Consider the following 23922-nt stretch of genomic DNA (forward strand, 5'->3'; position numbering starts at 1 on the left):
CCCCATGGCCCTCAAGCCCAGCTCAATACTGGCCATCCCTCGCTCTGCGCCCGCTCACGCAACACCTCATCCGGATTCACCGCAACCGGATGATCCACTTTCAGCAACAACGGCAAGTCATTGCGCGAATCGGAATAGAAACTCGCCCCCTCCAGGTTTTCCTGCTCCTGATCCAGCCACTCCAGCAACCGGGTGATCTTGCCTTCGCGGTAGGTCAGTACACCGTGGGTCCTGCCGGTGTACACCCCGTTGACGGCCTCCAGGTCGATGGCCAGGTATTCCTCCACTCCCAGGCGCGCGGCGATCGGTCCGACCAGGTGGCTGCCCGAGGCGGAGATGATCAGGATCCGATCCCCGCGCTTGCGGTGCTCGGCGATGCAGCGGCAGGCATCGCCAAAGATGATTGGCTCGATCACATCCTCCACCCAGGGCTCGACCAGATGCTCGACCTCCTCCAGCGTGCGCCTGGCAATCGGCTCGAGGCTGAAGGCCATGTACTCCTCCATCCGTAGGTGACCTCTGCTGTAGGCCTCCATCAGTTCATGATCGCGCCTGAGGTATGCCTTGCCATCGACCCAACCCAGCCGGGCCATCTGCTCGCCCCACAGCGACGAGCAGTCGCCGTGGATCAGGGTTTCGTCCAGATCGAAAATTGCCAATGCCATGGGTTGAATCTCCTTAGGCCACTTCCCGTAGCGCTGTGGGGTCGATCGACAAGCATACCTGCTTCCCGTCGGTGTGCAGATCGCTGGCGCAGCGGTTGAGCACGTCCACCACCAGTTCCACGCCGTGTACCAGCACCCGGTAGCGGATGACGTTGCCCAGCAGGCTGTGGCTGCGCACTTCGCCCTGCATGTCGCCCTCCAGGCCCAGGGTGATCGATTCTGGGCGGATCGCCAGGCGGCCACTGACCGGGCGTTGCAACAGGCGGCTGGCGCTGTCCGCGTCGAGCAGGTTGTAGTTGCCGATGAAGCCGGCGGCGAACAGGTCCACCGGCGCGGTATAGAGGGTCTCGGCATCGCCGCTCTGGACGATGCGCCCCTGGTTCATCAGGACGATGCGATCCGACATGGTCAGCGCCTCTTCCTGGTCGTGGGTGACGAAAATGGTGGTCAGCCCCAGTTCGCGCTGAATGGCGCGAATCTGCTCGCGCAGGTGCTTGCGGATGCGCGCATCCAGTGCCGACAGCGGCTCGTCGAGCAGCAGCAGGCGTGGGCGGGTGACCAGCGAGCGGGCCAGTGCCACGCGCTGGCACTGGCCGCCGGACAGCTGGTGCGGGTAGCGCCCGGCGAAGCTGCCCAGCTCCACCAGCTCCAGCGCCTCGCGCACCCGCGTCTGGCTTTCGTCGCCCTTGACCTTCTGCATGCGCAGGCCGAAGGCGACGTTCTGTTCCACGGTCATGTTGGGGAACAGCGCGTAGCTCTGGAACACCATGCCGATCCCGCGCTTCTGTGGGCTGAGCGGCACGAGGTCCTGTCCGTCGAGCAGGATCTGGCCTTTGTCCACCGGGGTGAGTCCGGCGATGCAACGCAGCAGTGTCGACTTGCCACAGCCCGAGGGGCCGAGCAGGGTGACGAATTCGCCGCGCTCGATCTGGCAGTCGATGTTCTCGAACACCGGGCTGCCGGCGTAGCTCTTTTGCAGTTTCTGCACGCTGACGAAGCTCATGTCAGGTCTTGTCCTTGTTCAAGCGGTTGGCGACCCAGGTCAGTACCAGCACGAAGGCGAAGTAGGAGATCACCAGGGCGCTGTTGAAGTGGCCGCTGCTGTTGCGCATGTTGTTCAGGTACACCTGCAGGGTTTCGTAGCGGGTGCCCACCAGCAGGTTGGCGAACACGAACTCGCCGAACAGGAACGAGAACGACAGCAGCAGCGCCACCATCAGGCCCTTGCGCAGGTTTGGCAGCACGACCAGCAGGGCCGCCTGCCAGGGGCTGGCGCCGAGCAGCTGGGCGGCGTCCATCAGGTCACGCAGGTTGATGGCCTGCAGGTTGTTGGTGATGGCCCGGTACATGAACGGCAGGGCGATGGTGAAGTAGCAGCCGATCAGGATCCACGGCGTGCCGACCATGGCCATCGGTCCACTGCCGTAGAGTTGCAGCAGGCCGACCGCGGACACCACCGGCGGCACCGCGAACGGCAGCAGGATCAGGATGTTCATCAGCGCGTCGAGCTTGGGGAAGTGGTAGTGCACCACGAACAGCAGCGGCAGGATCAGCACCACCGACAGCAGCAGCGCGCCGACGCACACCAGCAGCGACTGGGCGAAGGCGGCGAGAAAGCGCGGCTCGCTCCACAGCGCGATGTACCACTTGAACGTCAGCCCGCTGGGCAGCAGGGTCGCCGACCAGCTGGTGGCCAGCGAGTAGAGCAGGGTGCCGGCCAGCGGCAGCAGCAGGATGAGGAACAGCAGGTACACCACCACTCGGTGGTAGAGCCCGCCGGCGGTTTTTTCAGCGCGCATGGTAGCTCCTCTTGAGCAGCCATTGATGGACCACCGTGACCACCGTCATCAACCCCACCAGGACCATCGCCAGGGCGCTGGCCAGGTTCGGGTCGAGGCTGATGTCGCCGGCCACAAGGCCGGCGATGCGGATCGGCAGCACGTTGAAGTTGCCGGTGGTCAGGGCGTAGACGGTGGCGTAGGCGCCCAGGGCGTTGGCCAGCAGGATGACGAAGGTGCCGAGCAGCGCCGGGGCAAGCACCGGCAGGCCGATATGCCGCCAGAATTGCCAGTGGCTGGCGCCCAGCAGCGCGGCGGATTCGCGCCAGTCTTCACGCAGGGCGTCGAAGGCCGGGTAGAGCAGCAGCACACCGAGGGGGATCTGGAAGTAGGTGTACACCAGGATCAGGCCGGTCTTGGAATAGATGCTGAAGTCGCCGAGCAGGCCCATCTGCTTGAGCAGCAGGGTGAGCGCGCCGTTGAAGCCGAGCAGGATGATGAAGGCGAACGCCAGCGGCACGCCGGCGAAGTTGCTGGTCATGTTGGCGAAGGCGCTGACGAAGTCGCGCAGCTTCGAGTCGACCTGGCGCAGCGAATAGGCGCCCAGGGTGGCGATGACGATGCCGAACAGGCTCGACCAGAAGCTGATCTCCAGGCTGCGTTGCAGCGCCTGCAGATAGAACTTCGAGGCGAAGATCTTGCTGAAGTTGGCCAGGCCCCAGCCGCTTTCGCTCTGCAGGCTGTTGATGGCGACCCAGGCCAGCGGCGCGACCTGGAAGATGATGAAGAACACGGCGAACGGCAGCAGGCAGAGCAGGGCCAGGTAGCGGCCACGATGGCTTGCATTCACTTGAGCAGCTCCCGGCAGACCGGTTTGTCGTGGGCGGCGCCGAGCAGCTCGCAGATCGTGCCGCACAGCTCGGTCTGCAACGGCTTGGCCGCGGGATCGAGGCTGAACGCTTCGCCGAACACGAACAGCGGTACTTCGCGTTCCTCGGCCAGCAGGCCGTTGTGCGAGCGGTCGTTGTTCATGCCATGGTCGGCGGTGACCAGCACCTGGTAGCCCTCCTCGAGCCAGCGCGGCAGGTAGTCGGCCAGCAGGATGTCGGCGCTGCGCGCGGCGTTGCGGTACTGGCTGCTGTCCAGGCCGTGGCGGTGGCCGGCGTCGTCGATGTTCATCGGGTGCACCAGCAGGAAGTTCGGCGCATGGCGGCGGCGCAGGTATTCGGCGTCGGCCAGCAGGTGCGAGTCGGGGTAGTGGTCGGCGTAGTAGAACAGGCCGTGCTGGATCGGCAGCTTCGGCGCGTGGGTGTGGCGGTCGCGCAGCGGGTCGAAGGGCGAGCGGTTGTACAGCTCGCTCATCCAGTGATAGGCCGCCGCCGCGGTGCCCAGGCCGGCCTCGCGGGCGTAGTGGAACACGCTGCGCTGGTTGGACAGGCGGTTGACGTTGTTATGGACGATGCCGCTGTCGATCGGCGGCACGCCGGTGAGAATGCATTCGTACAGCGGTCGCGACAGCGACGGCAGCTCGCATTCCACCCGGTACAGCGCGGCGCGATCGGCCTCGACGTAGGCGTGCAGGTGGCCCATGGCGTGGTGCGCGACCTGGTGGTTGAGGCCGTCGAGCAGGACCAGGATGACGTTGTGTTGCATGGTGGCTCCTACATGGAGCTACAAGCTGCAAGCTTCAAGCTGCAAGATGAAGCGGGCATGTCATCTGCCTGCTTTGGCTTGCCGCTTGAAACTTGCGGCTTGAAGCTGCCTCATTCCATCTCGATGATCACCTGCTCCTGCCACTTCTGCGGCAGGGCCTTGGAGGTCGCTTCCCAGGCCTCGGCGTTCTTGATCGGCTGGGCGGCCTTGTACTGCTCGTTGGGCAGCAGCTTGGCCTGCACGTCCGCCGGCAGCTTCAGGTGTTCGGCGCGGATCGGCCGGGCGTGGCCGATGGCCAGGTTGGTCTGCCCGGCATCGCTGAAGATGTACTCCCGGGTCAGCTTGGCTGCGTTCGGATGCTTGGCGTACTTGTTGATGATGGTGGTGTAGCCCGAGGTGATCGAGCCGTCCGATGGGATCAGCACCTCGAAGCGTTTCGGGTCGATCTGGTCGCGGTAGCTCAGGCCGTTGAAGTCCCACACCACACCGACTTCCACCTCGCCCTTCTCCAGGGTCTGGATGGTCGGGTTGGCCAGCGACAGGCGCTTCTGCTGGGCCAGCTTGGTGAACAGCTGCAGGCCCGGCTCGATGTTGCTCTCGTCGCCCTTGTAGGCGATGGCGGCGGCGAGCACGCCGTTGGCGGCCTGGGCGGCGGTGCCGACGTCACCGATGGCGACCTTGTACTTGCCCTTTTCCAGGTCGTGCCAGGTGCTGGGGCGTTCGCCTTCCTTGACCAGGTCCTTGTTGATGATGAAGGCGATGGTGCCGGTGTAGGCCAGCGCCCAGTGACCGTCCTGGTCCTTGGCCCATGCCGGAACCTGGTCCCAGGTGCTCGGCTTGTAGGGTTGGGTGACGCCCTTGGCGACCGCGATCGGGCCGAAGGCGGCGCCGACGTCGCCGATATCGGCGCTGGCGTTGTCCTTCTCGGCGTCGAACTTGGCGATTTCCTGGGCCGAGCTCATGTCGGTGTCGCTGTGCTTGAGGCCGTACTTTTTCGCCAGGTCGTCCCAGGTGCCTTTCCAGTTGGCCCAGGCATCGGGCATGCCCACGCTGTTGACGGTGCCTTCCTTGCGGGCGGCGTCTTCGAGGGCCTTGAGGTCCTGGGCCATGGCCGAGGTGCAAAAAGCGATGGCCGAACCGAGCAGTGACGCCATGAACAACTTTTTCATCCGAAGCTCCTTTGGTGGTGCCTTGCATTCGTTGTTATGAACAGAAGCCGTGCCTGCAAAACCTTGGTCTAGGTCAGCAAACCTTGCGCCAAGGTAGGCCTGTTGCGTGACAGTTTGATGTAAGGGGAGGGTGTTGGTGGCAGGCCGAAGGCCCTGGGAATACAGCGTAGACCAGATCGAAAGCCCCGAATCGTGCGGCCTGGCCCGGATCTGGCAAGCCCCTCTCGGCGTGTTTGTCACAGGATGTTCATCAGCCGTGCCTAGGCTTGTGCTCATCTCTCCATGCCCTGTTCTGGGGCTGGACTAGTCCAGATAGGTAACCTTTGATGCAAGCGACGCCACCGCGCGCGGTAACAGCCATCTGCCATGCCCTGCGCGAGCAGATCGAACACGGCCTGCTGGCTCCCGGCGGCAAGTTGCCGGCCGAGCGCCGGCTCAGCGAGGTGTTCGACACCACACGCATCACCCTGCGCGAGGCGCTGGTGCAGCTGGAGGCCCTGGGGTTGATCTACCGCGAGGAGCGTCGAGGCTGGTTCGTCGCGCCCGAACGCCTGACCTACGACCTGATCGAGCGCAGTCACTTCCATGCGATGGTGCGTGACCAGGGGCGGGTGCCAAGTACCGAGTTGCTGTCGGCACGGCTGCAGCCGGCTTCGGCGTCGATCTGCGCGCGCCTGCGCCTGCCGGCGCTGTCCAGCGTGGTGCAGGTGTGCCGCTTGCGGCGCATCGATGGGCGGGCGGTGCTGTATGCCGAGCACTACCTCAATCCGCGCTACTTTCCCGGGATCCTCGAGCTGGACCTGGCCCGGTCGCTGACCGAGATCTATGCGCGCGAATACGCCATTCACTATGGACAGGTGTGCTTCGAGATCCTGCCGACCGCGTTGCCGGTGGCGGCGGCGGGGGCGCTGAAGGTTTCGGTGGGCAGTCCGGGCTTGCACATCACCCGGGTCAACAGCGACCAGCACGGGCATTTGATCGACTGCGACCTGGAATACTGGCGGCACGATGCAATTCGCATTCGCGCCGAGGCTGGGTAGACCATCTCAAGCCTGCGCTACCCCTGTAGGAGCGGCCTTGTGTCGCGAAAGGGCCGCAAAGCGGCCCCAGCAATTTCTGCCCGTAGCTGAGATCCTGGGTCTGCTGCGCAGCCCTTTCGCGACACAAGGCCGCTCCTACAGGGGGCGTATGTCCCTACTGTTTGATTTGATCAGATCCGCCAGCCGTCACCACCTGCACCGACAACCGCGGCGTCGCCAGGTCCAGGCCCGCCTCGTCCAACTGCCGCTTCAGCGCCAGGTTGAACGCACGCGACACCTCCCACTGCTTGATCGGCGCGGTCTTGAACCGTGCCCGCAGGATCGCCGAGCCCGACTCGAAACTCTCCACCCCCTGCAGCTCCAGCGGCGACCAGATGTTGCGCCGCATCAGCGGATCGCTGCGCAGCTTCTGGCCCACTTCGCGGATCAGCGTGATGGCCTGGTCGATGTTCATGTTATGGGGGATGGCCACGCGGAAGATCGCATAGCCGAACTCGCGCGAGTAGTTCTTGATGCTCTTGATCTCGCTGAACGGAATGGTGTGCACGATGCCGTCGATGTCGCGCAGGCGCACGGTACGGATGGTCAGGCCCTCGACCGTGCCGAGGTGCCCGCCGACATCGACGTAGTCGTCGATGGCCAGCGAGTCCTCGATGATGATGAACAACCCGGTGATCAGGTCGGCCACCAGCGACTGGGCGCCGAAGCCGATGGCCAGGCCGATGACGCCGGCGCCGGCCAGCAGCGGGGTGACGTTCATGCCCATGTTGGCCAGGGCGACGATCACCGCGATGATGAAGATCATCACGAACATCACGTTGCGGATCAGCGGCATCATGGTCTGCGCCCGGGCGTTGGCCATGCCTCGGCGCGAGCGCACCAGGGCGTGGTGCACCGCGGTGTCGGCGAGGATCCACACCAGCCATGCGGCGATCAGCGTGCCGGCCAGGCCCAGCAGGCGCAGGCTGATCTCATGGCCGTCACCCTCGGCGAAGCCGATCATCGAATGACCCCAGACGCGCAGGCCCAGTTCGATGAACAGCAACCAGATGAACAGGTGCGCCAGCGCATAGCCGAAGTTGCGCAGACGTTCGGTGTACACCGCCTGGCGCTTGCCTGCGTGCCTGGGGTTGGCGGCGTGACGCCGGACCAGGCCGTTGAGCACCATGCACACCACCACCAGCACGGTGCACATCAGCGACTGGCGCAGGGCGGTGCTGGTATCGCCGGCGGAAACGAAGGTGGCGAACAGCGAGATCGCCACCAGGATCAGCGCCGGGACGAACCAGAAGCTGCCGAGCAGTTCGATGGTGTCGCTCAGGGTACGCCGGGTCAGGCGTCGGGACAGCGGCTGGTTGCGGATCAGGTGGGCGATCGGGCGGCGAAAACGCAGGATGAACAGCCCGGTGCACAGCGCGGCGATCACATTGGCCAAGGTTGCCAGGGCGTGGGCCAGGTGCCCGCCCAGGGCGGTGGTCATGCGCGGGTCGCTCATCGCCTCGCCGAAGGCGGCGAAGCTGCCGATCAGCCACAGCGGGCGAAACGCCTGGTGGCGCAGGATGTACAGGGCGCGGTGGCGGTGCGGACCGTCGAGCAGCGAGAAGGCGATCACGCAGATCGCCGAGAACAGCGTGCCGACCACCAGCGCGTAGGCCAGCACCATGGCCATCGACTTGCCCAGCGAGGAGGGCAGGGCGAAGCTCAGGTACACGGTGAACACCAGCGCCACCAGCCATGGTCCCAGCTTGCGCAGGGCGAAGCGCACCAGGTCCCAGGTGCGTGGATGCTGCGGCAGTTCCTCGGTCAGGCCGAAGCGCAGGCGCACGCGGTGACCGATCCAGTTGAAGGCGTAGGCCAGCAGGCTCCAGACCAGGATGACGCCAGCGAAGCCGAACAGGATCGCCGGCCACTGGTGCACCGGCACCACCAGCGCGGCCAGTTCGTCCTGCGCCTGGTCGATTTCCAGCGACCAGCGCTTGAACGGGCTGGCATCGCCGCTGAACTGTTTCTCGAAATCGTGCAGGGCGCCGCCGATCAGGCCGAGCACGCCCTGTTCGACGGTGGGTTGCGATTGCTTGCTGGCATCGCGCAGCTTTTTCAGGTCGGCCAGCAGCTTGGCGCGTTGCTGGTCGTTCTCCAGGTTCTTGATCACCTCGTCCAGCGACTTGCCCAGCGGTTCGCTGGCTTCGGGCTGGGCGGGCGCGCTGGAGCCGAGCAGGCCTGGCAGGCCGGCGGCGTGCACCGGGGTGACGAACAGCAGGAACAGCAGCGTGATGCAACGCAGGAGGGCTGGCACCGGGAAATCTACCTCAGGTCAAACGATTGCCCGAGTGTAGTGGTTTACGACGGCAGTTTCTCCAGGATCTTCCAGCAGGTGAGGCCGAAGATGCCCAGGGTGCCGATCCACATCATCAGCACGCCGATATTGCGCTCGCGCAGGCTGAAGCCGATGGTCAGCAGCATCAGGAACAGGAACACCGGCACGAACAGAGAGATGAAGGGAGACATGGACAGCAATCCTTTTGCTTTGAGGGCATGTCTTAAGCATAGCGGGTTGCCGGCGTCAGGCGTTGATCCGGGGCAGTCGCATCGCCTGTGCCGGCCCCTTCGCGGGCAAGCCCGCGAAGCAGACGACTCGCTCTCAGGGCAGTTCGCGGCTGCGGTAGAAGGCGGTGAGCACCTTCACCAGGTGCGCCAGGTCCTGGCTGCCGCACAGCTCGCGGATCGAGTGCATGGCGAAGGTCGGCAGGCCGATATCCACGGTACGCACGCCCAGGTGGCTGGCGGTGATCGGGCCGATGGTCGAGCCACAGCCCATGTCGCTGCGCACCACGAAACTCTGCACCGGCACTTCCTCGGCCATGCACAGGTGGCGGAAGAAGCCAGCGGTCTCGCTGTTGGTGGCGTAGCGCTGGTTGTTGTTGACCTTGATCACGGGGCCTGCGTTGAGCTTGGGACCATGGTTGCCGTCGTGCTTGTCGGCATAGTTGGGATGCACGCCGTGGGCGTTGTCGGCCGAGACCAGCAGCGAGCGCTGGATGGTGCGTACATACTCGTCGCCATCGGGCAGCAGGCGCTGCAGGGTCTGTTCGAGCATCGGGCCGTCGGCGCCACAGGCCGAGCAGGAACCGACTTCCTCGTGGTCGTTGCACACCAGCACGCAGGTCTCGTCGCTGTCGGCGCTCAGCAGCGCCTGCAGGCCGGCGTAGCACGACAGCAGGTTGTCCAGCCGGGCACCGGCGATGAAGTCGCCGTTCAGGCCGATCAGCGCGGCGTCCTGGGTGTCGTAGAAGCTCAGCTCGTAGTCGAGCACCACGTCGGCATTGAGATCGTGCTCGCGGGCCAGCTGCTCGGTGAGCAGGGCGCGGAAGTCGACGCGCTCGTCGCCGGCCACCTGGGCCAGGATCGGCGGCAGCTCGGTCTGCGGGTTGATCTGCCAGCCTTCGTTGGCGGTGCGATTGAGGTGGATCGCCAGGTTCGGGATCACCGCGATCGGCAGCTTGAAGTCGATCAGCTGGCTCTCGACCTTGCCATCACGGCGGAAGGTGACCCGGCCGGCCAGCGACAGGTCGCGGTCGAACCAGGGGGCGAGGAGGGCGCCGCCGTACACTTCCACGCCCAGTTGCAGGAAGCCTTGGCGTTGCAGCTCAGGCTGTGGCTTTACGCGCAGGCATGGGCTGTCGGTATGGGCGCCGACCATGCGGATGCCGCCCAGCAGCGGCGAATGCTTGCCGAGCTTGATGGCGATGATCGAGGAATCGTTGCGGGTCACGTAGTAGCGACCGCCAGGCACCGTGGCCCAGCTGTCGCGCTCGTCCAGGCGCTGGTAACCGGCGGCCTCGAGGCGCTGCGCGAGGCTGGCGGTGGCGTGGAAGGGCGTCGGGGAGGCCTTGAGGAATTCGATCAGGCCGGCGTTCAGGGCATCGCGCATAAGTCACTCCAGACAGCAGTGGCGCGAGTTTAGCGTAATTGCTCGAAAATTTGTGTCGGCCTCTTCGCGGGCAAGCCCGCTCCCACAGATGCCCGCGCAGATTTCAGGTTAGGCACCCTCTCTGTGGGAGCGGGTTTACCCGCGAAGAATCCAGAACCGATGGATCAGAACGGCGCGGGGCACTCGAACTTCAGACGCTCGCCAGACACCGGATGGGTAAAGCTCAGCATCGACGCATGCAGGCACAGCCGCTCATGGGCCGCCAGCGCCTCGGGGTTGGCGTACAGCCGGTCCCCCAGCAGCGGGTGGCCGATCGACAGCATGTGCACGCGCAACTGGTGCGAGCGCCCGGTGATCGGCGTCAGTTCGACCCGGCAGTGATCGGCGCAACGCTCGACGATGCGCCAGAAGGTCAGGGCGTGCTTGCCCTGCTCGTGGTCGACCACGTGGCGAGGCTTGGTCGGCGGGTCGTAGCGCAATGGCAGGTCGATGCTGCCGCTGTCCAGGGCCGGTTGGCCCCAGCACAGCGCGGTGTAGGCCTTTTCCGTCTCGCGGTCGTGGAACTGGCGCGACAGTTCGCGGTGGCTGTCGGCGTCGCGGGCGAGCAGGATGATCCCCGAGGTTTCCCAGTCCAGGCGGTGGACGATCAGGGCATCCGGATAGCCGTTTTCCTGCAGGCGGGTGATCAGGCAGTCCTTGTTGTCCTCGGCGCGGCCCGGCACCGACAACAGCAGGGTCGGCTTGTTGATCACCAGGATGGCGGCGTCTTCGTGAAGGATCTGGATGTTCGACAGCGGCATTGCAGGTTCTCTTTGCGTATGGAAACCACTGGGGCCGCTTTGCGGCCCTTTCGCGACACAAGGCCGCTCCTACAGGGAATTGCGTAACCCCTGTAGGAGCGGCCTTGTGTCGCGAAAGGGCTGCAAAGCAGCCCCAGGATCGGCCCGAAGGCGCTGGATCAGCGCTCGGGCAGGGTGATGTTCAGCTCGAGGATCGAGCAGCTGCCCTGGTTCTCCAGCTCGATATGCACGTCGTCGTTGCCGATGTTGACGTACTTGCGGATGACTTCCACCAGTTCTTTCTGCAAGGCTGGCAAGTAATCCGGGGTGCTGCGCTGGCCGCGCTCGTGCGCCACGATGATCTGTAGACGCTCTTTCGCTACCGACGCGCTGCTTTGTTTCTGTCTGCCACGAAAGAAGTCAAGAAGGTTCATGGTTTATTTGCCTCCAAACAGGCGCGCGAAGAATCCTTGCTTCGGCACTTCGATGAACCGCAATGGCTTGTCTTTACCCAGCAGGCGGTCGACGGTGTCGCTGTAGGCCTGGCCGGCATCGCTCTGGTCGTCAAGGATGACCGGGATGCCCTGGTTGGAGGCCTTGAGCACGGCTTGGGATTCGGGAATCACACCCAGCAGTTCGACCGAGAGGATTTCCTTGACGTCTTCGACGCCAAGCATTTCGCCTTTCTCGACGCGCTCCGGGTGGTAGCGGGTAATCAGCAGGTGCTCCTTGATCGGGTCTTCGCCCTGCTCGGCGCGACGCGACTTGCTGGACAGCAGGCCGATCATGCGGTCGGAGTCACGCACCGACGAGACTTCGGGGTTGGTCACGACGATGGCCTCGTCAGCGAAGTACATCGCCAGGTGCGCGCCCTTCTCGATACCGGCAGGCGAGTCGCAGACCACGAAATCGAACTGCTCCTTGAGCTCCATCAGCACCTTCTCGACGCCTTCCTTGGTCAGTGCGTCCTTGTCGCGGGTCTGGCTGGCAGCCAGCACGAACAGGTTCTCCAGGCGCTTGTCCTTGATCAGGGCCTGCTGCAGATTGGCTTCGCCGTTGACCACGTTGACGAAGTCGTACACCACGCGGCGTTCGCAGCCCATGATCAGGTCGAGGTTACGCAGGCCTACGTCGAAGTCGACGATGACAGTCTTGTGCCCGCGCAACGCGAGGCCGGTACCGATGGCGGCGCTGGTGGTGGTCTTGCCCACCCCCCCCTTGCCGGAAGTGACGACGAGAATCTTGGCCAAGGTGTTTCACCCCTAAATAAATGGGACGCAGGTCCCTGCAAATACAAAAAACGGCAACGTGAAAAAAGTTGCGCTAAAAATGCCGGCAAGTATCCGTTAAAGACGGGTGATGTTCAACACGTCACCGGACAGGCTGACTTGGACGCCCGAGCCCCACAGTGGGTCGCGACGCAGGTCTTCGCAGACTTTGTACTGGCCGGCGATGGAGACCATTTCCGCTGTCATCTGCAGGCAGAAGATACGCGCCTTGGTATTACCCTTGATGCCGGCCAGGGCTCGGCCACGCATGGCGCCGTACACATGGATGTTGCCATCGGCGAGAAGTTCCGCGCCGGGGCTGACGGAGCCTGTGACCACCAGGTCGCCGCCCTGGGCATAGATCTGCTGGCCACCGCGTACGGTCGAGGTGACGATCCGCGTCGGGCGCACTTCCGGCTCTGCGGGTGCCGGCGGTGCGACGGGCACCGGCTCGGGCTTCTTCACTTCCGGCTCGGGCTCGAGCGGTCGCTCGCGGGCGCCGGACGGCGGCAGCACCGGCAGGTCGATGGCGATCGCCGCGGCGATGTCCTCGATGCGGCTGGCACGGATCGCCAGGGTGCGCAGGCCGTGGTGGCGGCACACGCGCATCAACCCGGGCAGGTCGATGGCGCCTTCGTCATGGGGCAGCTTGTCCAGGGCCAGCACCAGCGGCGTGTTGCTGAAGAAATTCGGCGCCTGCGCCACCTTCGCCGCCAGTTGGCGGTCGAGGGATTCGAGGTCGTTGCGCGCCAGTTCCAGCACGGTGATGGCAAGCATGCTGCCCTTGAGCTGGAACACGGGGGCGTTGTCGGGTGTCTGGTTGAGGCTCATGGTCTGCATAGACGGCTTGTTGCGAGAAAAGTGCCCTGACTTATAGCGATAAGACTGATTGCCCGCAACCGATGTAGAATGCCAGGCTCATGTCTTGCCGGAAGCTTCAATGGAACGCCCGCGTTTTCGATCCTCTTTCCTTCACCCGCGATTCTGGGGTCTGTGGCTGGGCCTGGGCCTGCTGTGGCTGGTCGCCCAGCTGCCGTACCGCGTGCTGCTCGGGCTGGGGCGCGCGCTTGGCGCGGTGATGTATCGGGTTGCCGGCGAGCGTCGGCGCATCGCTGCGCGCAACCTCGAATTGTGTTTCCCGGCATTGTCCGGCGACGAACGGCAGCGCCTGCTCAAGGAAAACTTCGCCTCCACCGGCATCGCCTTCTTCGAGATGGCCATGAGCTGGTGGTGGCCAAAGGCACGGCTGGCGCGTCTGGCCCATATCGAGGGCATCGAGCACCTGCAGGCCGCCCAACGTGAGGGAGAAGGCGCGATCCTGATGGCCGTGCATTTCACCACCCTGGAGATCGGCGCCGCGCTGCTGGGCCAGGCGCATACCATCGACGGCATGTACCGCGAGCACGGCAACCCGGTATTCGACTTCATCCAGCGCCGTGGCCGCGAGCGCCACAACCCCGATTCGCTGGCGGTGGAGCGCGACGACGTGCGCGGCATGCTCAAGCTGCTGCGCCGGGGCCGGGCGATCTGGTACGCGCCGGATCAGGACTATGGCACCAAGCAGAGCATCTTCGTGCCGCTGTTCGGCATCCCCGCGGCCACCGTCACCGCCACCACCAAGTTCGCCCGGCTGGGCAAGGCGCGGGTGATTCCGTTCACCCAGCGGCGTTTGGAGGATGGCAGCGGCTATCGCCTGGTGGTGCATCCGCCGCTCGAGGATTTCCCGGGCGAGACCGAAGAGGCCGACTGCCTGCGCATCAACCAGTGGGTCGAGGGCGTTTTGCGCGAGTGCCCTGAGCAGTACCTGTGGGCGCATCGGCGCTTCAAGTCACGGCCAGAGGGTGAGCCGCGGCTGTACGACAAGAAGAAGCGCTGACTGTTGTGATTGCAGGGCCGGCCTCTTCGCGGGTAAACCCGCTCCCACAGCGGCCTTAGCATATACATACCCCCTGTGGGAGCGGGCTTGCCCGCGAAGAGGCCAGACCTGTCAACCATGATCCAGGAAGGAAGCATGTCCCCAACCACCGGCCTGATCCTCTCTGGCGGCGGTGCCCGCGCCGCCTACCAGGTTGGCGTGCTGGCCGGCATCGCCGAACTGCTGCCCCCCGGCGCCGCCAATCCCTTCCCGGTGATCGTCGGCACCTCCGCCGGCGCCATCAACGCCGTCAAGCTGGCCAGCGGCGCGACTCGCTTCGCCGAATCGGTGCAACACCTCACCGCCTTCTGGCAGAACTTTCGCAGCCACCTGGTGCTGCGCAGCGACTGGCCCGGGGTGATCCGCCAGGCCAGCCGCTTCGTCGGCCACAGCCTGCTGGGGATCGGCGGGCAGGTGCCGGTGGCGCTGCTCGACAGCCGACCGCTGCGTCGCCTGCTGCACGAACACCTGGACCTGGACGGCATCGCCCATTCGCTGGCCGCCAACCAGCTTCGCGCGATTGCCGTGACCGCCTTCGGCTACGAGTCCGGCCAGGCGGTGACCTTCTACCAAGGCCGCGACACCATCGAACCCTGGCTGCGCCACCGGCGCATCGGCATGCCCACGCCGCTGACCATCGACCATCTGCTGGCCAGCTCGGCGATTCCGCTGCTGTTCGCTCCGGTGCGGCTAGGGGAGGAGTTCTTCGGCGATGGCGCGGTGCGCCAGTCGGCGCCGATCAGCCCGGCGCTGCACCTGGGCGCCAGCCGTGTGCTGGTGGTGGGGGTCAGCGGCAACCCGCAACGGCCCGCGTCGCCCTTGCCGCCCCAGCGAATGTTCAGCGGTCAGCAGCCGAGCCTGGCGCAGATCGGCGGGCATATGCTCAACAGCACCTTCATCGACAGTCTCGAGGACGATATCGAACTGCTGCAGCGGCTCAACCACCTCAGCCACCTGATGCCAGCGCACCTGGACGCCCGGCGCCTGGGGCTGGCGCCGATCGAGGTGCTGGTGGTGGCGCCCAGTCAACCGCTGGACGAGATCGCCGCCCGTCATCGGCGCGAGCTGCCGGCGGCGCTGAGGCTGTTCCTGCGCGGGCCCGGGGCGACCAGGACCAGCGGGGCGGGGGTGCTGAGCTACCTGCTGTTCGAGGCGAGCTATTGCAGCGAGCTGATCGAGCTGGGGCGCAAGGATGCGTTGGCCAAGAAGCGGGAATTGTGTCAGTTCCTGGGATTGCCTGGCTGACCCTGTAGGAGCGGCCTTGTGTCGCGAAAGGGCTGCAGGGCAGCCCCAAGATTTATGCCACACCGCTGATATCGCCGGGGCCGCTTCGCAGCCCTTTCGCGACACAAGGCCGCTCCTACAGGGATCAGGGTTGCATTTACTCGGCAATCTGCAACTTGCGCGCCTGGGTATACACGTACCGCAGCTTTTCGTACTCGAACGGCGAGTTGGTCTGCCCGTAGCGGAAGTTGGTGGTGTAGCGCTTGTCCACCGCCCGCAGCACGGTGAGCTCCGGGTGGTCGCTGGCGGTGTCGGGCACGTTCAGGTAGTTGATCTCCTTCTCCCCCACGTAGTCGACCACCAGCCCGGTGGTATCGCGCAGGTTCGACGGCCCGAGGATCGGCAGCATCAGGTATGGCCCGTCCGGCACCCCGTAGAAGCCCAGGGTCTGGCCGAAGTCCTCGCTCTGGCGGGGCAGGCCCATCTTGGTCGCCGGGTCCCACAGGCCGCCGACACCGATGATGGTGTTGAACATCAGCCGCGCGGTGATTTCCGCTGAACGCTTGGGCTTGAGCTGTAGCACGCTGTTGAACAGGTTGGGCACATCGCCCAGGTTGTTGAAGAAGTTGCTCACCCCGGTACGCACGAAACCGGGGGTGACGTAGCGGTAGCCGTCGACCACCGGCAGGAACACCCACTGGTCGAAGCGGTAGTTGAAGTGGTAGATGCGCCGGTTCAGCGACTCCAGCGGGTCGTAGATGTTCAGCGCGGCCAGGGTCGAGCGTTCGAATTCGCGCTGGTCAAGGCCAGGGTTGAACTTGAGCTCACGCAGCGGATCGACGAAACCGTCGGCCTCCACGGTGAGGGTTTCGGTCTTGTCGGCCTCGACCACGCTGGCACGCGGCGCGACTTCCTCGGCCAGGGCGCAGCCGCTGGCGAGCAGGGCGGTGACGAGCAGCAGTCTGTTAACCACGGAAGAACTCCAGCATGGCGTCGCTGTTGACGCGGTAGTTGAGGTTGCCGCAATGGCCGCCATGGGGGTAGAGCGTCAGCCGTTCGCCGAACACCCGGCGCAGGAAGCCGATGTCGCCCGGGCCGAGGATCACATCGTCGGCGTTGTGCATCACAGCGATCTTGGGGCTGGCGCGCAGGTAGTCTTCCAGCGCGTACAGGCTCACCTGGTCGACCAGTTGCAGCAGGCTGTTGCCATCGGTGCGCGCCCGCCACATGGGGATCACTTGCTCGGTCAGGTAGCAGTCGAAGTCGCATTGCAGGGCTCGTTTGAAGAACGGCTCCAGGCTGCTGCCCTCGGTGATCGGGAATTTCGGCGGAATGATCAGGCCGCGGCGGTTGATCAGGTCGGAGGTGAAGGCGATGTCGGCTGCCGAGAAGCGGAACGAAGTGCCGATGAGCATGGCCATCTGTTCATTGGACAGGTGCTGGCGCGACTTCTGGAAGTCATACAGCAGCGCTTCGTTGAGGTCGATGTAGCCCTTGTCCTGGAAGTAACGGGTGAGTTTTTCCAGCATCAACTCGTAGAACGTGGTGCTGCGGTCGATGCCCTTGACCCGGGTCTGCACCAGCTTGTCCAGGTTGGTGATCGAGGTGTACAGGTTGACTGGCGGGTTGAGCAGCAGCACGCGCTTGAAGTTGAAGCTCTTTCGGGTTTCGTCGAGCTTGCTGACGAATGCCGCGTCCAGCGCCCCCAGGCTGTAGCCGGTGAGGTAGTACTCGCTGACCGGTAGGTGTGCCTGCTGGGCGCGCACCGCCTGCATGACCCGGTACAGGTCCTGGGCGTCCTCGCTCGACACCCCTGGGGTGGCGAAGCGCGAGGCGGCGCTCATGAAGTCCCAGCTGGTCGGCGAGGACAGTTGCACCACGTGGTAGCCGGCCTGGTAGAACAGCTTCTTCAGGTACTCGTTGATGCTGCTGGAATAGGGCGCGCCGGTACCAGCGATCAGGAAGATCAACGGCGCTTCGTGGTCCTGCTTGGCCAGGCGGTAGCGCAGTTTCTTCACCGACCAGAAGTTGTCGGGCAGGGTGAACTCGCGCTCCGGGCGCAGAGTGAGGCTGTAGTCGGCCTGGTCGATATCGTCGTCGCTGGGTAGCGTCGGGCGCTGTTCCGGCGGGGTGGTGGCGATGGTCGCCTCGAACGGGTTGGTCAACGGATAGCCGTAGCTCGCCGCGTCGATATCCCGCGCCGATGCGGCCGCGGCCAGGAGCAGGCCGCCGAGCAGGGCGGCGAGGCGCAAAGATCGAAGCATTTATGTCCCCCAGGGAAAACGCAAGGTCGTGCAGTACGCAGGCTAGGACCACGGCAGGCGGGGCAAAGTTGCCCGTTGCCCTGTCGTTCGTCGCACAAGATGTTGCCGCGCCGGACAACGTTTGTCTTGTGCAACATAGCTGCATGGCCATGATTTTGCCTTGTCGCGGTCCGTGGGTGATCATGGGACGTTTCGATTACCGCAATTGGAGATTTGCATGACGCGTTGGTGGCCTGCCGTTGCCCTGTTGCTGTTCCTGCCTTTGTGGCTGGCGGCCAGCTATGGCGTGCGCTATGGGCTGATGGAGGATGCCCGGTGGGTCGGGCTGTGCAGCGTGCCGGGGGAGGTCTGGCAATGCCAGGCGCGTTCGCTGCTGGGGCTGGGGATTCACTTCCAGGTCATCGCCTGGGGGGCATTGGGGTTGGCGTTGCTCTGCCAGCTGGTGCCGGGTCGTGGCGGATGGTGGCTGGCGGTGCTGGCGCTGGTGTTCGGCGTTCCGGCGTTGGTGCTGTATACCGCGAGCATCGCGGTGTTTGCCGTGGTGCTGGCGGGGTTGCGGCTGGTACGGCGATCATCCGTTGCCTGACAGGGCCTTTCGCGGGGCAAGCCCGCTCCCACGTTCACACAAGGCGTAGGCCTCAACGTGGGAGCGGGCTTGCCCCGCGATGGGCGATCAGGCTTTGCGCAAGCTTCGCCACAACGCTCCGACCATCAACACGCTGACCACCGCCCAACCCCAGGCCTGGCGATTCGCCAACCCTTCCTGGAACAACTGCGGTGCCACTCCAGCGCCCACGATAAAGGCCAGCAACGCCACCTCCGCCCGCCGCGCCGGCACCGGCCGCAGCAGATAGACCACCGCCGGCAGCAGAAACGCCGCGCTGGGGAAGCTGCGATAACGCGGGTCGAACACCATCGCCAGCATGCTCACCGCCGCCGCGAACCCCGCCGCCAGCAGCCACTTACCCGCGTGCGCATCGAGCCAGGCGAACAGCCGCTGGCGCCAGCCCTCACGTTGAGCCAGGGCCAGGGCGCCATGGGCCAGCACCAGCAGGTTCAACGCGGCCAGCGCCACCGCCCACAGCCATTCCCCGGCAAAGCGGGCATTGGTGCGCATCAGTTCCCCCCACAGCCCCAGGCTGCCGGCACCCAGGGCCGCCAGCAACGGCAGCAGCAGGGCGGCGCGGTGGCTTGCCGGGCGCCCGGCCAGGGCCAGGGTGGTCAGCATCAGCAACACGCTGGCCAGCAACCACTGTGGCCACAACGCCAGGTTGCTCACCGGCCCCTCGAGCACGCCCTTGTCCTGGCGGTCGGCGTCGTAAAGTCCCCAATAGCCGCCCACGGCGCCTTCGCTGGCACGTTTCCAGGGCTGGTCGAACGCCTCGATCAGGTTGTAGCGCCAGCCGTTGGCCTCGGCCAGGGCGACGAAGCCGCGGATGAAACGCGCCTCGTTGACCCGACTCGGCTCCGCCGTCTCGCGCTGGCGGCCTTCGCTGGGCCAGCCGGTTTCGCCGATCAGGATGTCCTTGGGCGCGAAGCGGTTGCCGAACACCTGGCGAACTTCGGCCACGTGGGCCAACGCCGCATCGATGCCACGCGGGTCATCCTCCCAGTAGGGCAGCAAGTGGATGGTCAGGAAATCCACCGCTGGTGCGATCTGCGGATGTTGCAGCCAGAACTCCCAGACATCGGCGTAGGTCACCGGCACCTTCACCTGGCTTTTGACTTTGTCGATCAGCCCGGCCAGGCGCTCGCCGGTGACCTCCTTGCGCAGCAGCGTCTCGTTGCCGACGATCACCGCGCTGACCACGTCGGGGTTGGCGTTGGCCGTGGCGATCAACAGGTCGATTTCCTTGTCGGTGTCCACCGGGTTGGCATTGACCCAGGCGCCGAGCATCACCTTCAGGCCGTGCTTGCGCGCCAGCGCCGGGATCGCCTCCAGGCCGGTCATCGAATAGGTACGGATGCACTGGAATCGCTCGCTGAGCAATGCCAGGTCGGCGTCCATGCGCGCCGGACGCAGGCGAAACGGCTGGTCGAACGGTGACTGATCCTTGTCGAACGGGGTGTAGGACGCGCATTGCAGCTTGTGCGTCGGGCTCGCCGCATCGGGCAGGTGCACCGGTCTGCCGAGGCCGTACCAGAGCGCCCACAGCCCGACGAGGGCGAACAGGCAGGCGAGCAGGTACGTAGGCAGGAGCAGTCGGGTGTTACTGGGCATCGGGCGGTCCATCGTCAAGCGCAAAGGGCTAGATGATAGCCGCAAATGACCGGCGCCAAGCCTTTGGCATGCAAGGATCGCGCAGGCCGCGCTGGAGGCTTGGCGTTAATGGCACAGTGCTGTCGCTGATCGTTCGCTGGAGGTCGCTGACAGAGCAGGTCCTGCGCTGGGGCGGGTCGATGATGCAGTCTCCAAGACCTGACGAGGGGATGCTTTGATGGCGACTTTTACAAGAGTACGACGTTTCCTGAGTGTGGGCGCCGCCCTGGTATTGACCATGAGCACTGCGCAGGCCATGGCCAAGGAAGTGAGCATCGGTTACGTGGATGGTTGGTCCGATAGCGTGGCCACCACCAACGTGGCTGCTGAAGTAATCAGGCAAAAACTCGGCTATGACGTGAAGCTACAGGCCGTGGCCACTGGCATCATGTGGCAGGGCGTGGCCACCGGCAAGCTCGACGCCATGCTCTCGGCCTGGCTACCGGTGACCCACGGTGAGTACTGGGCCAAGAACAAGGACAACGTGGTCGACTACGGCCCCAACTTCAAGGACGCCAAGATCGGCCTGATCGTCCCTGAGTACGTCAAGGCCAGCAGCATCGCCGACCTCAAGACCGATGACAGCTTCAAGAAGAAGATCGTCGGCATCGACGCCGGCTCCGGGGTCATGCTCAAGACCGAGCAGGCGATCAAGGACTACGACCTGACCGGTTACAAGCTCACCGCCAGTTCCGGTGCGGCGATGACCGCCGAACTGGGCCGCTCCTACGCCAAGCAGCAATCCATCGCCGTGACCGGCTGGGTGCCGCACTGGATGTTCGCCAAGTGGAAGCTCAAGTTCCTCGAGGACCCCAAAGGCGTGTACGGCGCCGCCGAGACGGTCAACAGCATCGGCAGCAAGGAGCTGGCGAGCAAGGCGCCGGAGGTGGCCGAGTTCCTCAAGAAGTTCCAGTGGCAGTCCAAGGACGAGATCGGCGAGGTGATGCTGGCGATCCAGGAAGGCGCCAAGCCCGAGGCGGCGGCCAAGGACTGGGTGGCCAAGCATCCGGAGCGGGTCAAGGAGTGGACCGGCAAGTAACCTCGCCGTAGAGGCCGGTGCGACCCTTTCGCGGGTAAACCCGCTCCCACAGGATCACCACGAACTTGAACATTGTGGCTTACCTGTGGGAGCGGGTTTACCCGCGAATACCCCTACTCGGGTTTTGGTTGTTGCGAAATCTGTAATACACCGTTGCATCTAAGACTAAGGTCGTCTGGTTGGCGTCCAACGGCAGCATAAAGTGGAGTCGGGTTCTCCCTAATCTGTGCTGCTAGGACAAAAACAATGAACGACAGCATTTACCTCTCGATACAGAACAGCCCGCGCTTCAAGGAGCTGGTCACCAAGCGCGAGCGCTTCGCCTGGATTCTCTCGGCGATCATGCTCGGCCTCTACTGCGCCTTCATCCTCCTCATCGCCTATGGCCCGCACGTGCTGGGCGCCAAGCTCAGCCCCGACTCGTCGATCACCTGGGGCATTCCCCTGGGCGTCGGCCTGATCATTTCGGCTTTCGTACTGACCGGCATCTACGTGCGCCGTGCCAACGGAGAGTTCGATGAGCTGAACAAGGCCATCCTGAAGGAGGCGCAACAATGATTCGCCACGCCAAGACCTTGGCCGTACTGGCCTGCGGCGCTTTCGCACCCGCCGTGTGGGCCGCCGATGCCCTGACCGGCGAGGTGCAGAAACAGCCACTGAACGTCTCGGCGATCGCCATGTTCGTGGCCTTCGTCGCCTTCACCCTGGGCATTACCTACTGGGCCTCCAAACGCAACAAGTCGGCGGCCGACTACTACGCCGCCGGCGGCAAGATCACCGGCTTCCAGAACGGCCTGGCGATCGCCGGTGACTACATGTCGGCGGCCTCGTTCCTGGGTATTTCGGCACTGGTGTTCACCTCGGGCTATGACGGCCTGATCTATTCCATCGGCTTCCTGGTCGGCTGGCCGATCATCCTGTTCCTGATCGCCGAGCGCCTGCGCAACCTGGGCAAGTACACTTTCGCCGACGTGGCCTCGTACCGCCTCGGGCAGAAGGAAATCCGCACCCTGTCGGCCTCGGGCTCGCTGGTGGTGGTGGCCTTCTACCTGATTGCGCAGATGGTTGGTGCCGGCAAGCTCATCGAGCTGCTGTTCGGCCTGGACTACCACGTGGCGGTGATCCTGGTGGGCATCCTGATGTGCCTGTACGTGCTGTTCGGCGGCATGCTGGCCACCACCTGGGTGCAGATCATCAAGGCGGTGTTGCTGCTGTCCGGTGCCAGCTTCATGGCGTTGATGGTGATGAAGCACGTGGGCTTCGACTTCAACACCCTGTTCTCCGAAGCGATCAAGGTGCACGCCAAGGGCGAGGCGATCATGAGCCCGGGCGGTTTGGTCAAGGATCCGATCTCGGCCTTCTCGCTGGGCCTGGCGCTGATGTTCGGCACCGCGGGCCTGCCGCACATCCTGATGCGCTTCTTCACCGTCAGCGACGCCAAGGAAGCACGCAAGTCGGTGCTCTACGCCACCGGTTTCATCGGCTACTTCTACATCCTGACCTTCATCATCGGCTTTGGCGCGATCCTGCTGGTCAGCACCAACCCTGACTTCAAGGACGCCGCCGGCGCCCTGATCGGCGGCAACAACATGGCGGCGGTGCACCTGGCCGATGCCGTGGGTGGTAGCGTGTTCCTCGGCTTCATCTCGGCGGTGGCCTTCGCCACCATCCTGGCGGTGGTAGCGGGCTTGACCCTGGCCGGTGCCTCGGCGGTGTCCCATGACCTGTACGCCAGCGTCTGGCGCAAGGGCAAGGCCAACGACAAGGACGAGATCCGCGTGTCGAAGATCACCACCATCGCTCTGGGCGTGCTGGCGATCGGTCTGGGGATCCTGTTCGAGAAGCAGAACATCGCCTTCATGGTTGGCCTGGCCTTCTCCATCGCCGCCAGTTGCAACTTCCCGGTGCTGCTGCTTTCGATGTACTGGAAGAAGTTGACCACCCGCGGCGCCATGATCGGTGGCTGGATGGGCCTGGTCAGCGCGGTGGGCCTGATGATCCTCGGGCCGACCATCTGGGTGCAGATCCTTGGCCACGAGAAAGCCATCTACCCGTACGAGTACCCGGCGCTGTTCTCGATGATCATCGCCTTCGCCGGCATCTGGTTCTTCTCGGTCACCGACAAGTCCAAGGCGGCCGAAGACGAGCGTGCGCTGTTCTTCCCGCAGTTCGTGCGTTCGCAGACCGGCCTCGGGGCCAGCGGCGCGGTCTCTCACTAAGCGCTTGAAGGAAAGCACCAACGCCCCGGCTTGCCGGGGCGTTGGTGCTTCTGACACTCCATTGCTGCAAGTCCCTGGGAAATTTCTCACGCCCTCTGGGAACGGTCTTACTCAGCCCACCTGCCATGCTCACTAATAATTCTCCTTGCCAACTGCACTAACGCCGTAAGGCACGAAACCTTCAAGGAGATTTACTTGTGAAACGTCTTTTCATGGCCCTTCCCCTGGCATTGATGACCACCGCCATGGCCCATGCCGCTGATCCCATCGAAAAGCAGGTTCAGGTGACCGCCACGGTACCGACCGATGCCTTCTACGTGGAACCGGTGGGTGGCAACTGGATGAACGATCCGCAAGAGCTGGGCTGGAACTCGTTCCGCGGTGAGCTGCAGTCGATCAGCAAGCAGCTGCAGGTCAAGTCCACCGTTGGTCCGATCTCGGCCTATCTGTTGTCCCCTGCCGCCATCACCAGCGGCACCAACAGCATCGGCCTGGACGTCAAGGTGGCCGACACCGTGCTGACCACCACCTCGGCCGAGGTGATTTCCCAGGCCCAGGCAGCGCCGGGCGCCGTTGTCGGCTTCGAGATCGCGGCCCAGGCCGCGCCTTCGAGCGGTTATGTGCCGGGCAACTACCAGGGTCTGGTCAGCATGATGTTCGAAACTGCCGCGCCAACCCCGTAACGCACTGCCCACCGCACCTATCCGTTGTCGCCTGT

At 64.6% G+C, this 23922-nt stretch carries 24 protein-coding genes; 8 read left to right on the forward strand and 16 right to left on the reverse strand.

The window, feature by feature from the left end; all coding sequences use genetic code 11:
- Positions 1-11 precede the first annotated feature (11 nt).
- The 6 genes from ACYUME_RS06835 to ACYUME_RS06860 form a co-directional block, all read right to left on the reverse strand.
- The gene (locus ACYUME_RS06835) at positions 12-665 is read right to left on the reverse strand and encodes an HAD family hydrolase (RefSeq protein ID WP_460418395.1); all 654 of its coding nucleotides are present in this window, start codon (positions 663-665) and stop codon (positions 12-14) included.
- Between the two features lie 13 nt (positions 666-678).
- A complete protein-coding gene (locus tag ACYUME_RS06840) occupies positions 679-1668 on the reverse strand; it encodes an ABC transporter ATP-binding protein (protein WP_460418396.1) in 990 nt (329 codons plus the stop codon).
- 1 nt (position 1669) lies between these two features.
- Complete coding sequence (locus ACYUME_RS06845) at positions 1670-2464, reverse strand: ABC transporter permease (protein ID WP_279883256.1); 795 nt, start codon at positions 2462-2464, stop codon at positions 1670-1672.
- Positions 2454-3293: an ABC transporter permease gene (locus ACYUME_RS06850; protein ID WP_279883258.1), complete on the reverse strand. Its 840-nt coding sequence runs from the start codon at positions 3291-3293 to the stop codon at positions 2454-2456. The genes ACYUME_RS06845 and ACYUME_RS06850 overlap by 11 nt, the downstream gene beginning before the upstream one ends.
- Positions 3290-4096 (reverse strand): alkaline phosphatase family protein, encoded by an 807-nt coding sequence (locus ACYUME_RS06855; RefSeq protein ID WP_203647659.1) that lies wholly within the window; start codon positions 4094-4096, stop codon positions 3290-3292. The genes ACYUME_RS06850 and ACYUME_RS06855 overlap by 4 nt, the downstream gene beginning before the upstream one ends.
- Positions 4097-4206: 110 nt before the next feature.
- On the reverse strand, positions 4207-5265 hold the full coding sequence (locus ACYUME_RS06860) for an ABC transporter substrate-binding protein (protein ID WP_279883261.1): 1059 nt from the start codon (positions 5263-5265) through the stop codon (positions 4207-4209).
- A gap of 326 nt (positions 5266-5591) precedes the next feature.
- Between ACYUME_RS06860 and ACYUME_RS06865 the strand changes: the two genes are divergently transcribed.
- On the forward strand, positions 5592-6305 hold the full coding sequence (locus ACYUME_RS06865) for a UTRA domain-containing protein (protein ID WP_279883263.1): 714 nt from the start codon (positions 5592-5594) through the stop codon (positions 6303-6305).
- 154 nt (positions 6306-6459) lie between these two features.
- Here the strand turns inward: ACYUME_RS06865 and ACYUME_RS06870 are convergent, their stop codons facing one another.
- The 7 genes from ACYUME_RS06870 to minC form a co-directional block, all read right to left on the reverse strand.
- The gene (locus ACYUME_RS06870; protein ID WP_279883265.1) at positions 6460-8601 is read right to left on the reverse strand and encodes a mechanosensitive ion channel family protein; all 2142 of its coding nucleotides are present in this window, start codon (positions 8599-8601) and stop codon (positions 6460-6462) included.
- 44 nt (positions 8602-8645) lie between these two features.
- Positions 8646-8813: a hypothetical protein gene (locus ACYUME_RS06875; RefSeq protein ID WP_279883267.1), complete on the reverse strand. Its 168-nt coding sequence runs from the start codon at positions 8811-8813 to the stop codon at positions 8646-8648.
- Between the two features lie 133 nt (positions 8814-8946).
- A complete protein-coding gene (locus tag ACYUME_RS06880; protein ID WP_279883269.1) occupies positions 8947-10236 on the reverse strand; it encodes a M18 family aminopeptidase in 1290 nt (429 codons plus the stop codon).
- A gap of 164 nt (positions 10237-10400) precedes the next feature.
- On the reverse strand, positions 10401-11036 hold the full coding sequence (locus ACYUME_RS06885) for an RluA family pseudouridine synthase (protein WP_400682785.1): 636 nt from the start codon (positions 11034-11036) through the stop codon (positions 10401-10403).
- A gap of 158 nt (positions 11037-11194) precedes the next feature.
- On the reverse strand, positions 11195-11449 hold the full coding sequence (gene minE, locus ACYUME_RS06890) for a cell division topological specificity factor MinE (protein WP_277461970.1): 255 nt from the start codon (positions 11447-11449) through the stop codon (positions 11195-11197).
- Positions 11450-11452: 3 nt separating this feature from the next.
- On the reverse strand, positions 11453-12265 hold the full coding sequence (minD, locus tag ACYUME_RS06895; protein ID WP_277461969.1) for a septum site-determining protein MinD: 813 nt from the start codon (positions 12263-12265) through the stop codon (positions 11453-11455).
- Between the two features lie 96 nt (positions 12266-12361).
- A complete protein-coding gene (gene minC / locus ACYUME_RS06900) occupies positions 12362-13123 on the reverse strand; it encodes a septum site-determining protein MinC (protein WP_460418397.1) in 762 nt (253 codons plus the stop codon).
- Positions 13124-13223: 100 nt separating this feature from the next.
- On the opposite strand from minC, the gene ACYUME_RS06905 reads away from it, so the two are divergent.
- The gene (locus ACYUME_RS06905; RefSeq protein WP_460418398.1) at positions 13224-14159 is read left to right on the forward strand and encodes a lipid A biosynthesis lauroyl acyltransferase; all 936 of its coding nucleotides are present in this window, start codon (positions 13224-13226) and stop codon (positions 14157-14159) included.
- 135 nt (positions 14160-14294) lie between these two features.
- Entirely contained in the window at positions 14295-15443 is a 1149-nt protein-coding gene (locus ACYUME_RS06910; RefSeq protein ID WP_460418399.1) for a patatin-like phospholipase family protein, read from the forward strand.
- Between the two features lie 136 nt (positions 15444-15579).
- Here ACYUME_RS06910 and ACYUME_RS06915 read toward each other — a convergent pair whose 3' ends face one another.
- The gene (locus ACYUME_RS06915; RefSeq protein ID WP_050704582.1) at positions 15580-16395 is read right to left on the reverse strand and encodes an MlaA family lipoprotein; all 816 of its coding nucleotides are present in this window, start codon (positions 16393-16395) and stop codon (positions 15580-15582) included.
- Positions 16388-17686: a serine/threonine protein kinase gene (locus ACYUME_RS06920; protein WP_460418400.1), complete on the reverse strand. Its 1299-nt coding sequence runs from the start codon at positions 17684-17686 to the stop codon at positions 16388-16390. Before ACYUME_RS06920 ends, ACYUME_RS06915 begins: the two co-directional genes overlap by 8 nt.
- Positions 17687-17903: 217 nt before the next feature.
- Here ACYUME_RS06920 and ACYUME_RS06925 point away from each other — a divergent pair, with 217 nt between their 5' ends.
- A complete protein-coding gene (locus ACYUME_RS06925) occupies positions 17904-18272 on the forward strand; it encodes a hypothetical protein (RefSeq protein WP_460418401.1) in 369 nt (122 codons plus the stop codon).
- 87 nt (positions 18273-18359) lie between these two features.
- On the opposite strand, the gene ACYUME_RS06930 is transcribed toward ACYUME_RS06925, so the two are convergent.
- Positions 18360-19919: a glycoside hydrolase family 17 protein gene (locus tag ACYUME_RS06930; protein ID WP_460418402.1), complete on the reverse strand. Its 1560-nt coding sequence runs from the start codon at positions 19917-19919 to the stop codon at positions 18360-18362.
- A gap of 205 nt (positions 19920-20124) precedes the next feature.
- Here ACYUME_RS06930 and ACYUME_RS06935 point away from each other — a divergent pair, with 205 nt between their 5' ends.
- The 4 genes from ACYUME_RS06935 (at position 20125) to ACYUME_RS06950 (ending at position 23887) form a co-directional block, all read left to right on the forward strand.
- Positions 20125-20985, forward strand: coding sequence for a glycine betaine ABC transporter substrate-binding protein (locus ACYUME_RS06935; protein ID WP_460418403.1), 861 nt, complete (start codon positions 20125-20127; stop codon positions 20983-20985).
- 246 nt (positions 20986-21231) lie between these two features.
- The gene (locus tag ACYUME_RS06940) at positions 21232-21543 is read left to right on the forward strand and encodes a DUF485 domain-containing protein (RefSeq protein ID WP_279883301.1); all 312 of its coding nucleotides are present in this window, start codon (positions 21232-21234) and stop codon (positions 21541-21543) included.
- Entirely contained in the window at positions 21540-23204 is a 1665-nt protein-coding gene (locus tag ACYUME_RS06945) for a cation acetate symporter (protein ID WP_280081727.1), read from the forward strand. Before ACYUME_RS06940 ends, ACYUME_RS06945 begins: the two co-directional genes overlap by 4 nt.
- Before the next feature lie 197 nt (positions 23205-23401).
- Positions 23402-23887 (forward strand): CS1 type fimbrial major subunit, encoded by a 486-nt coding sequence (locus ACYUME_RS06950; RefSeq protein ID WP_460418404.1) that lies wholly within the window; start codon positions 23402-23404, stop codon positions 23885-23887.
- The last annotated feature ends 35 nt before the right edge of the window (positions 23888-23922 follow it).

This window comes from Pseudomonas sp. microsymbiont 2 (assembly GCF_054788395.1).

Coding starts and splice junctions, on each gene's coding strand:
- ACYUME_RS06835 (WP_460418395.1), bottom strand. CDS start 665: ATGGCATTGGCAATTTTCGATCTGGACGAAACCCTGATCCACGGCGAC.
- ACYUME_RS06840 (WP_460418396.1), bottom strand. CDS start 1,668: ATGAGCTTCGTCAGCGTGCAGAAACTGCAAAAGAGCTACGCCGGCAGC.
- ACYUME_RS06845 (WP_279883256.1), bottom strand. CDS start 2,464: ATGCGCGCTGAAAAAACCGCCGGCGGGCTCTACCACCGAGTGGTGGTG.
- ACYUME_RS06855 (WP_203647659.1), bottom strand. CDS start 4,096: ATGCAACACAACGTCATCCTGGTCCTGCTCGACGGCCTCAACCACCAG.
- ACYUME_RS06860 (WP_279883261.1), bottom strand. CDS start 5,265: ATGAAAAAGTTGTTCATGGCGTCACTGCTCGGTTCGGCCATCGCTTTT.
- ACYUME_RS06865 (WP_279883263.1), top strand. CDS start 5,592: ATGCAAGCGACGCCACCGCGCGCGGTAACAGCCATCTGCCATGCCCTG.
- ACYUME_RS06875 (WP_279883267.1), bottom strand. CDS start 8,813: ATGTCTCCCTTCATCTCTCTGTTCGTGCCGGTGTTCCTGTTCCTGATG.
- ACYUME_RS06880 (WP_279883269.1), bottom strand. CDS start 10,236: ATGCGCGATGCCCTGAACGCCGGCCTGATCGAATTCCTCAAGGCCTCC.
- ACYUME_RS06885 (WP_400682785.1), bottom strand. CDS start 11,036: ATGCCGCTGTCGAACATCCAGATCCTTCACGAAGACGCCGCCATCCTG.
- minE (WP_277461970.1), bottom strand. CDS start 11,449: ATGAACCTTCTTGACTTCTTTCGTGGCAGACAGAAACAAAGCAGCGCG.
- minC (WP_460418397.1), bottom strand. CDS start 13,123: ATGCAGACCATGAGCCTCAACCAGACACCCGACAACGCCCCCGTGTTC.
- ACYUME_RS06905 (WP_460418398.1), top strand. CDS start 13,224: ATGGAACGCCCGCGTTTTCGATCCTCTTTCCTTCACCCGCGATTCTGG.
- ACYUME_RS06910 (WP_460418399.1), top strand. CDS start 14,295: ATGTCCCCAACCACCGGCCTGATCCTCTCTGGCGGCGGTGCCCGCGCC.
- ACYUME_RS06920 (WP_460418400.1), bottom strand. CDS start 17,686: ATGCTTCGATCTTTGCGCCTCGCCGCCCTGCTCGGCGGCCTGCTCCTG.
- ACYUME_RS06925 (WP_460418401.1), top strand. CDS start 17,904: ATGACGCGTTGGTGGCCTGCCGTTGCCCTGTTGCTGTTCCTGCCTTTG.
- ACYUME_RS06930 (WP_460418402.1), bottom strand. CDS start 19,919: ATGGACCGCCCGATGCCCAGTAACACCCGACTGCTCCTGCCTACGTAC.
- ACYUME_RS06935 (WP_460418403.1), top strand. CDS start 20,125: ATGGCGACTTTTACAAGAGTACGACGTTTCCTGAGTGTGGGCGCCGCC.
- ACYUME_RS06940 (WP_279883301.1), top strand. CDS start 21,232: ATGAACGACAGCATTTACCTCTCGATACAGAACAGCCCGCGCTTCAAG.
- ACYUME_RS06945 (WP_280081727.1), top strand. CDS start 21,540: ATGATTCGCCACGCCAAGACCTTGGCCGTACTGGCCTGCGGCGCTTTC.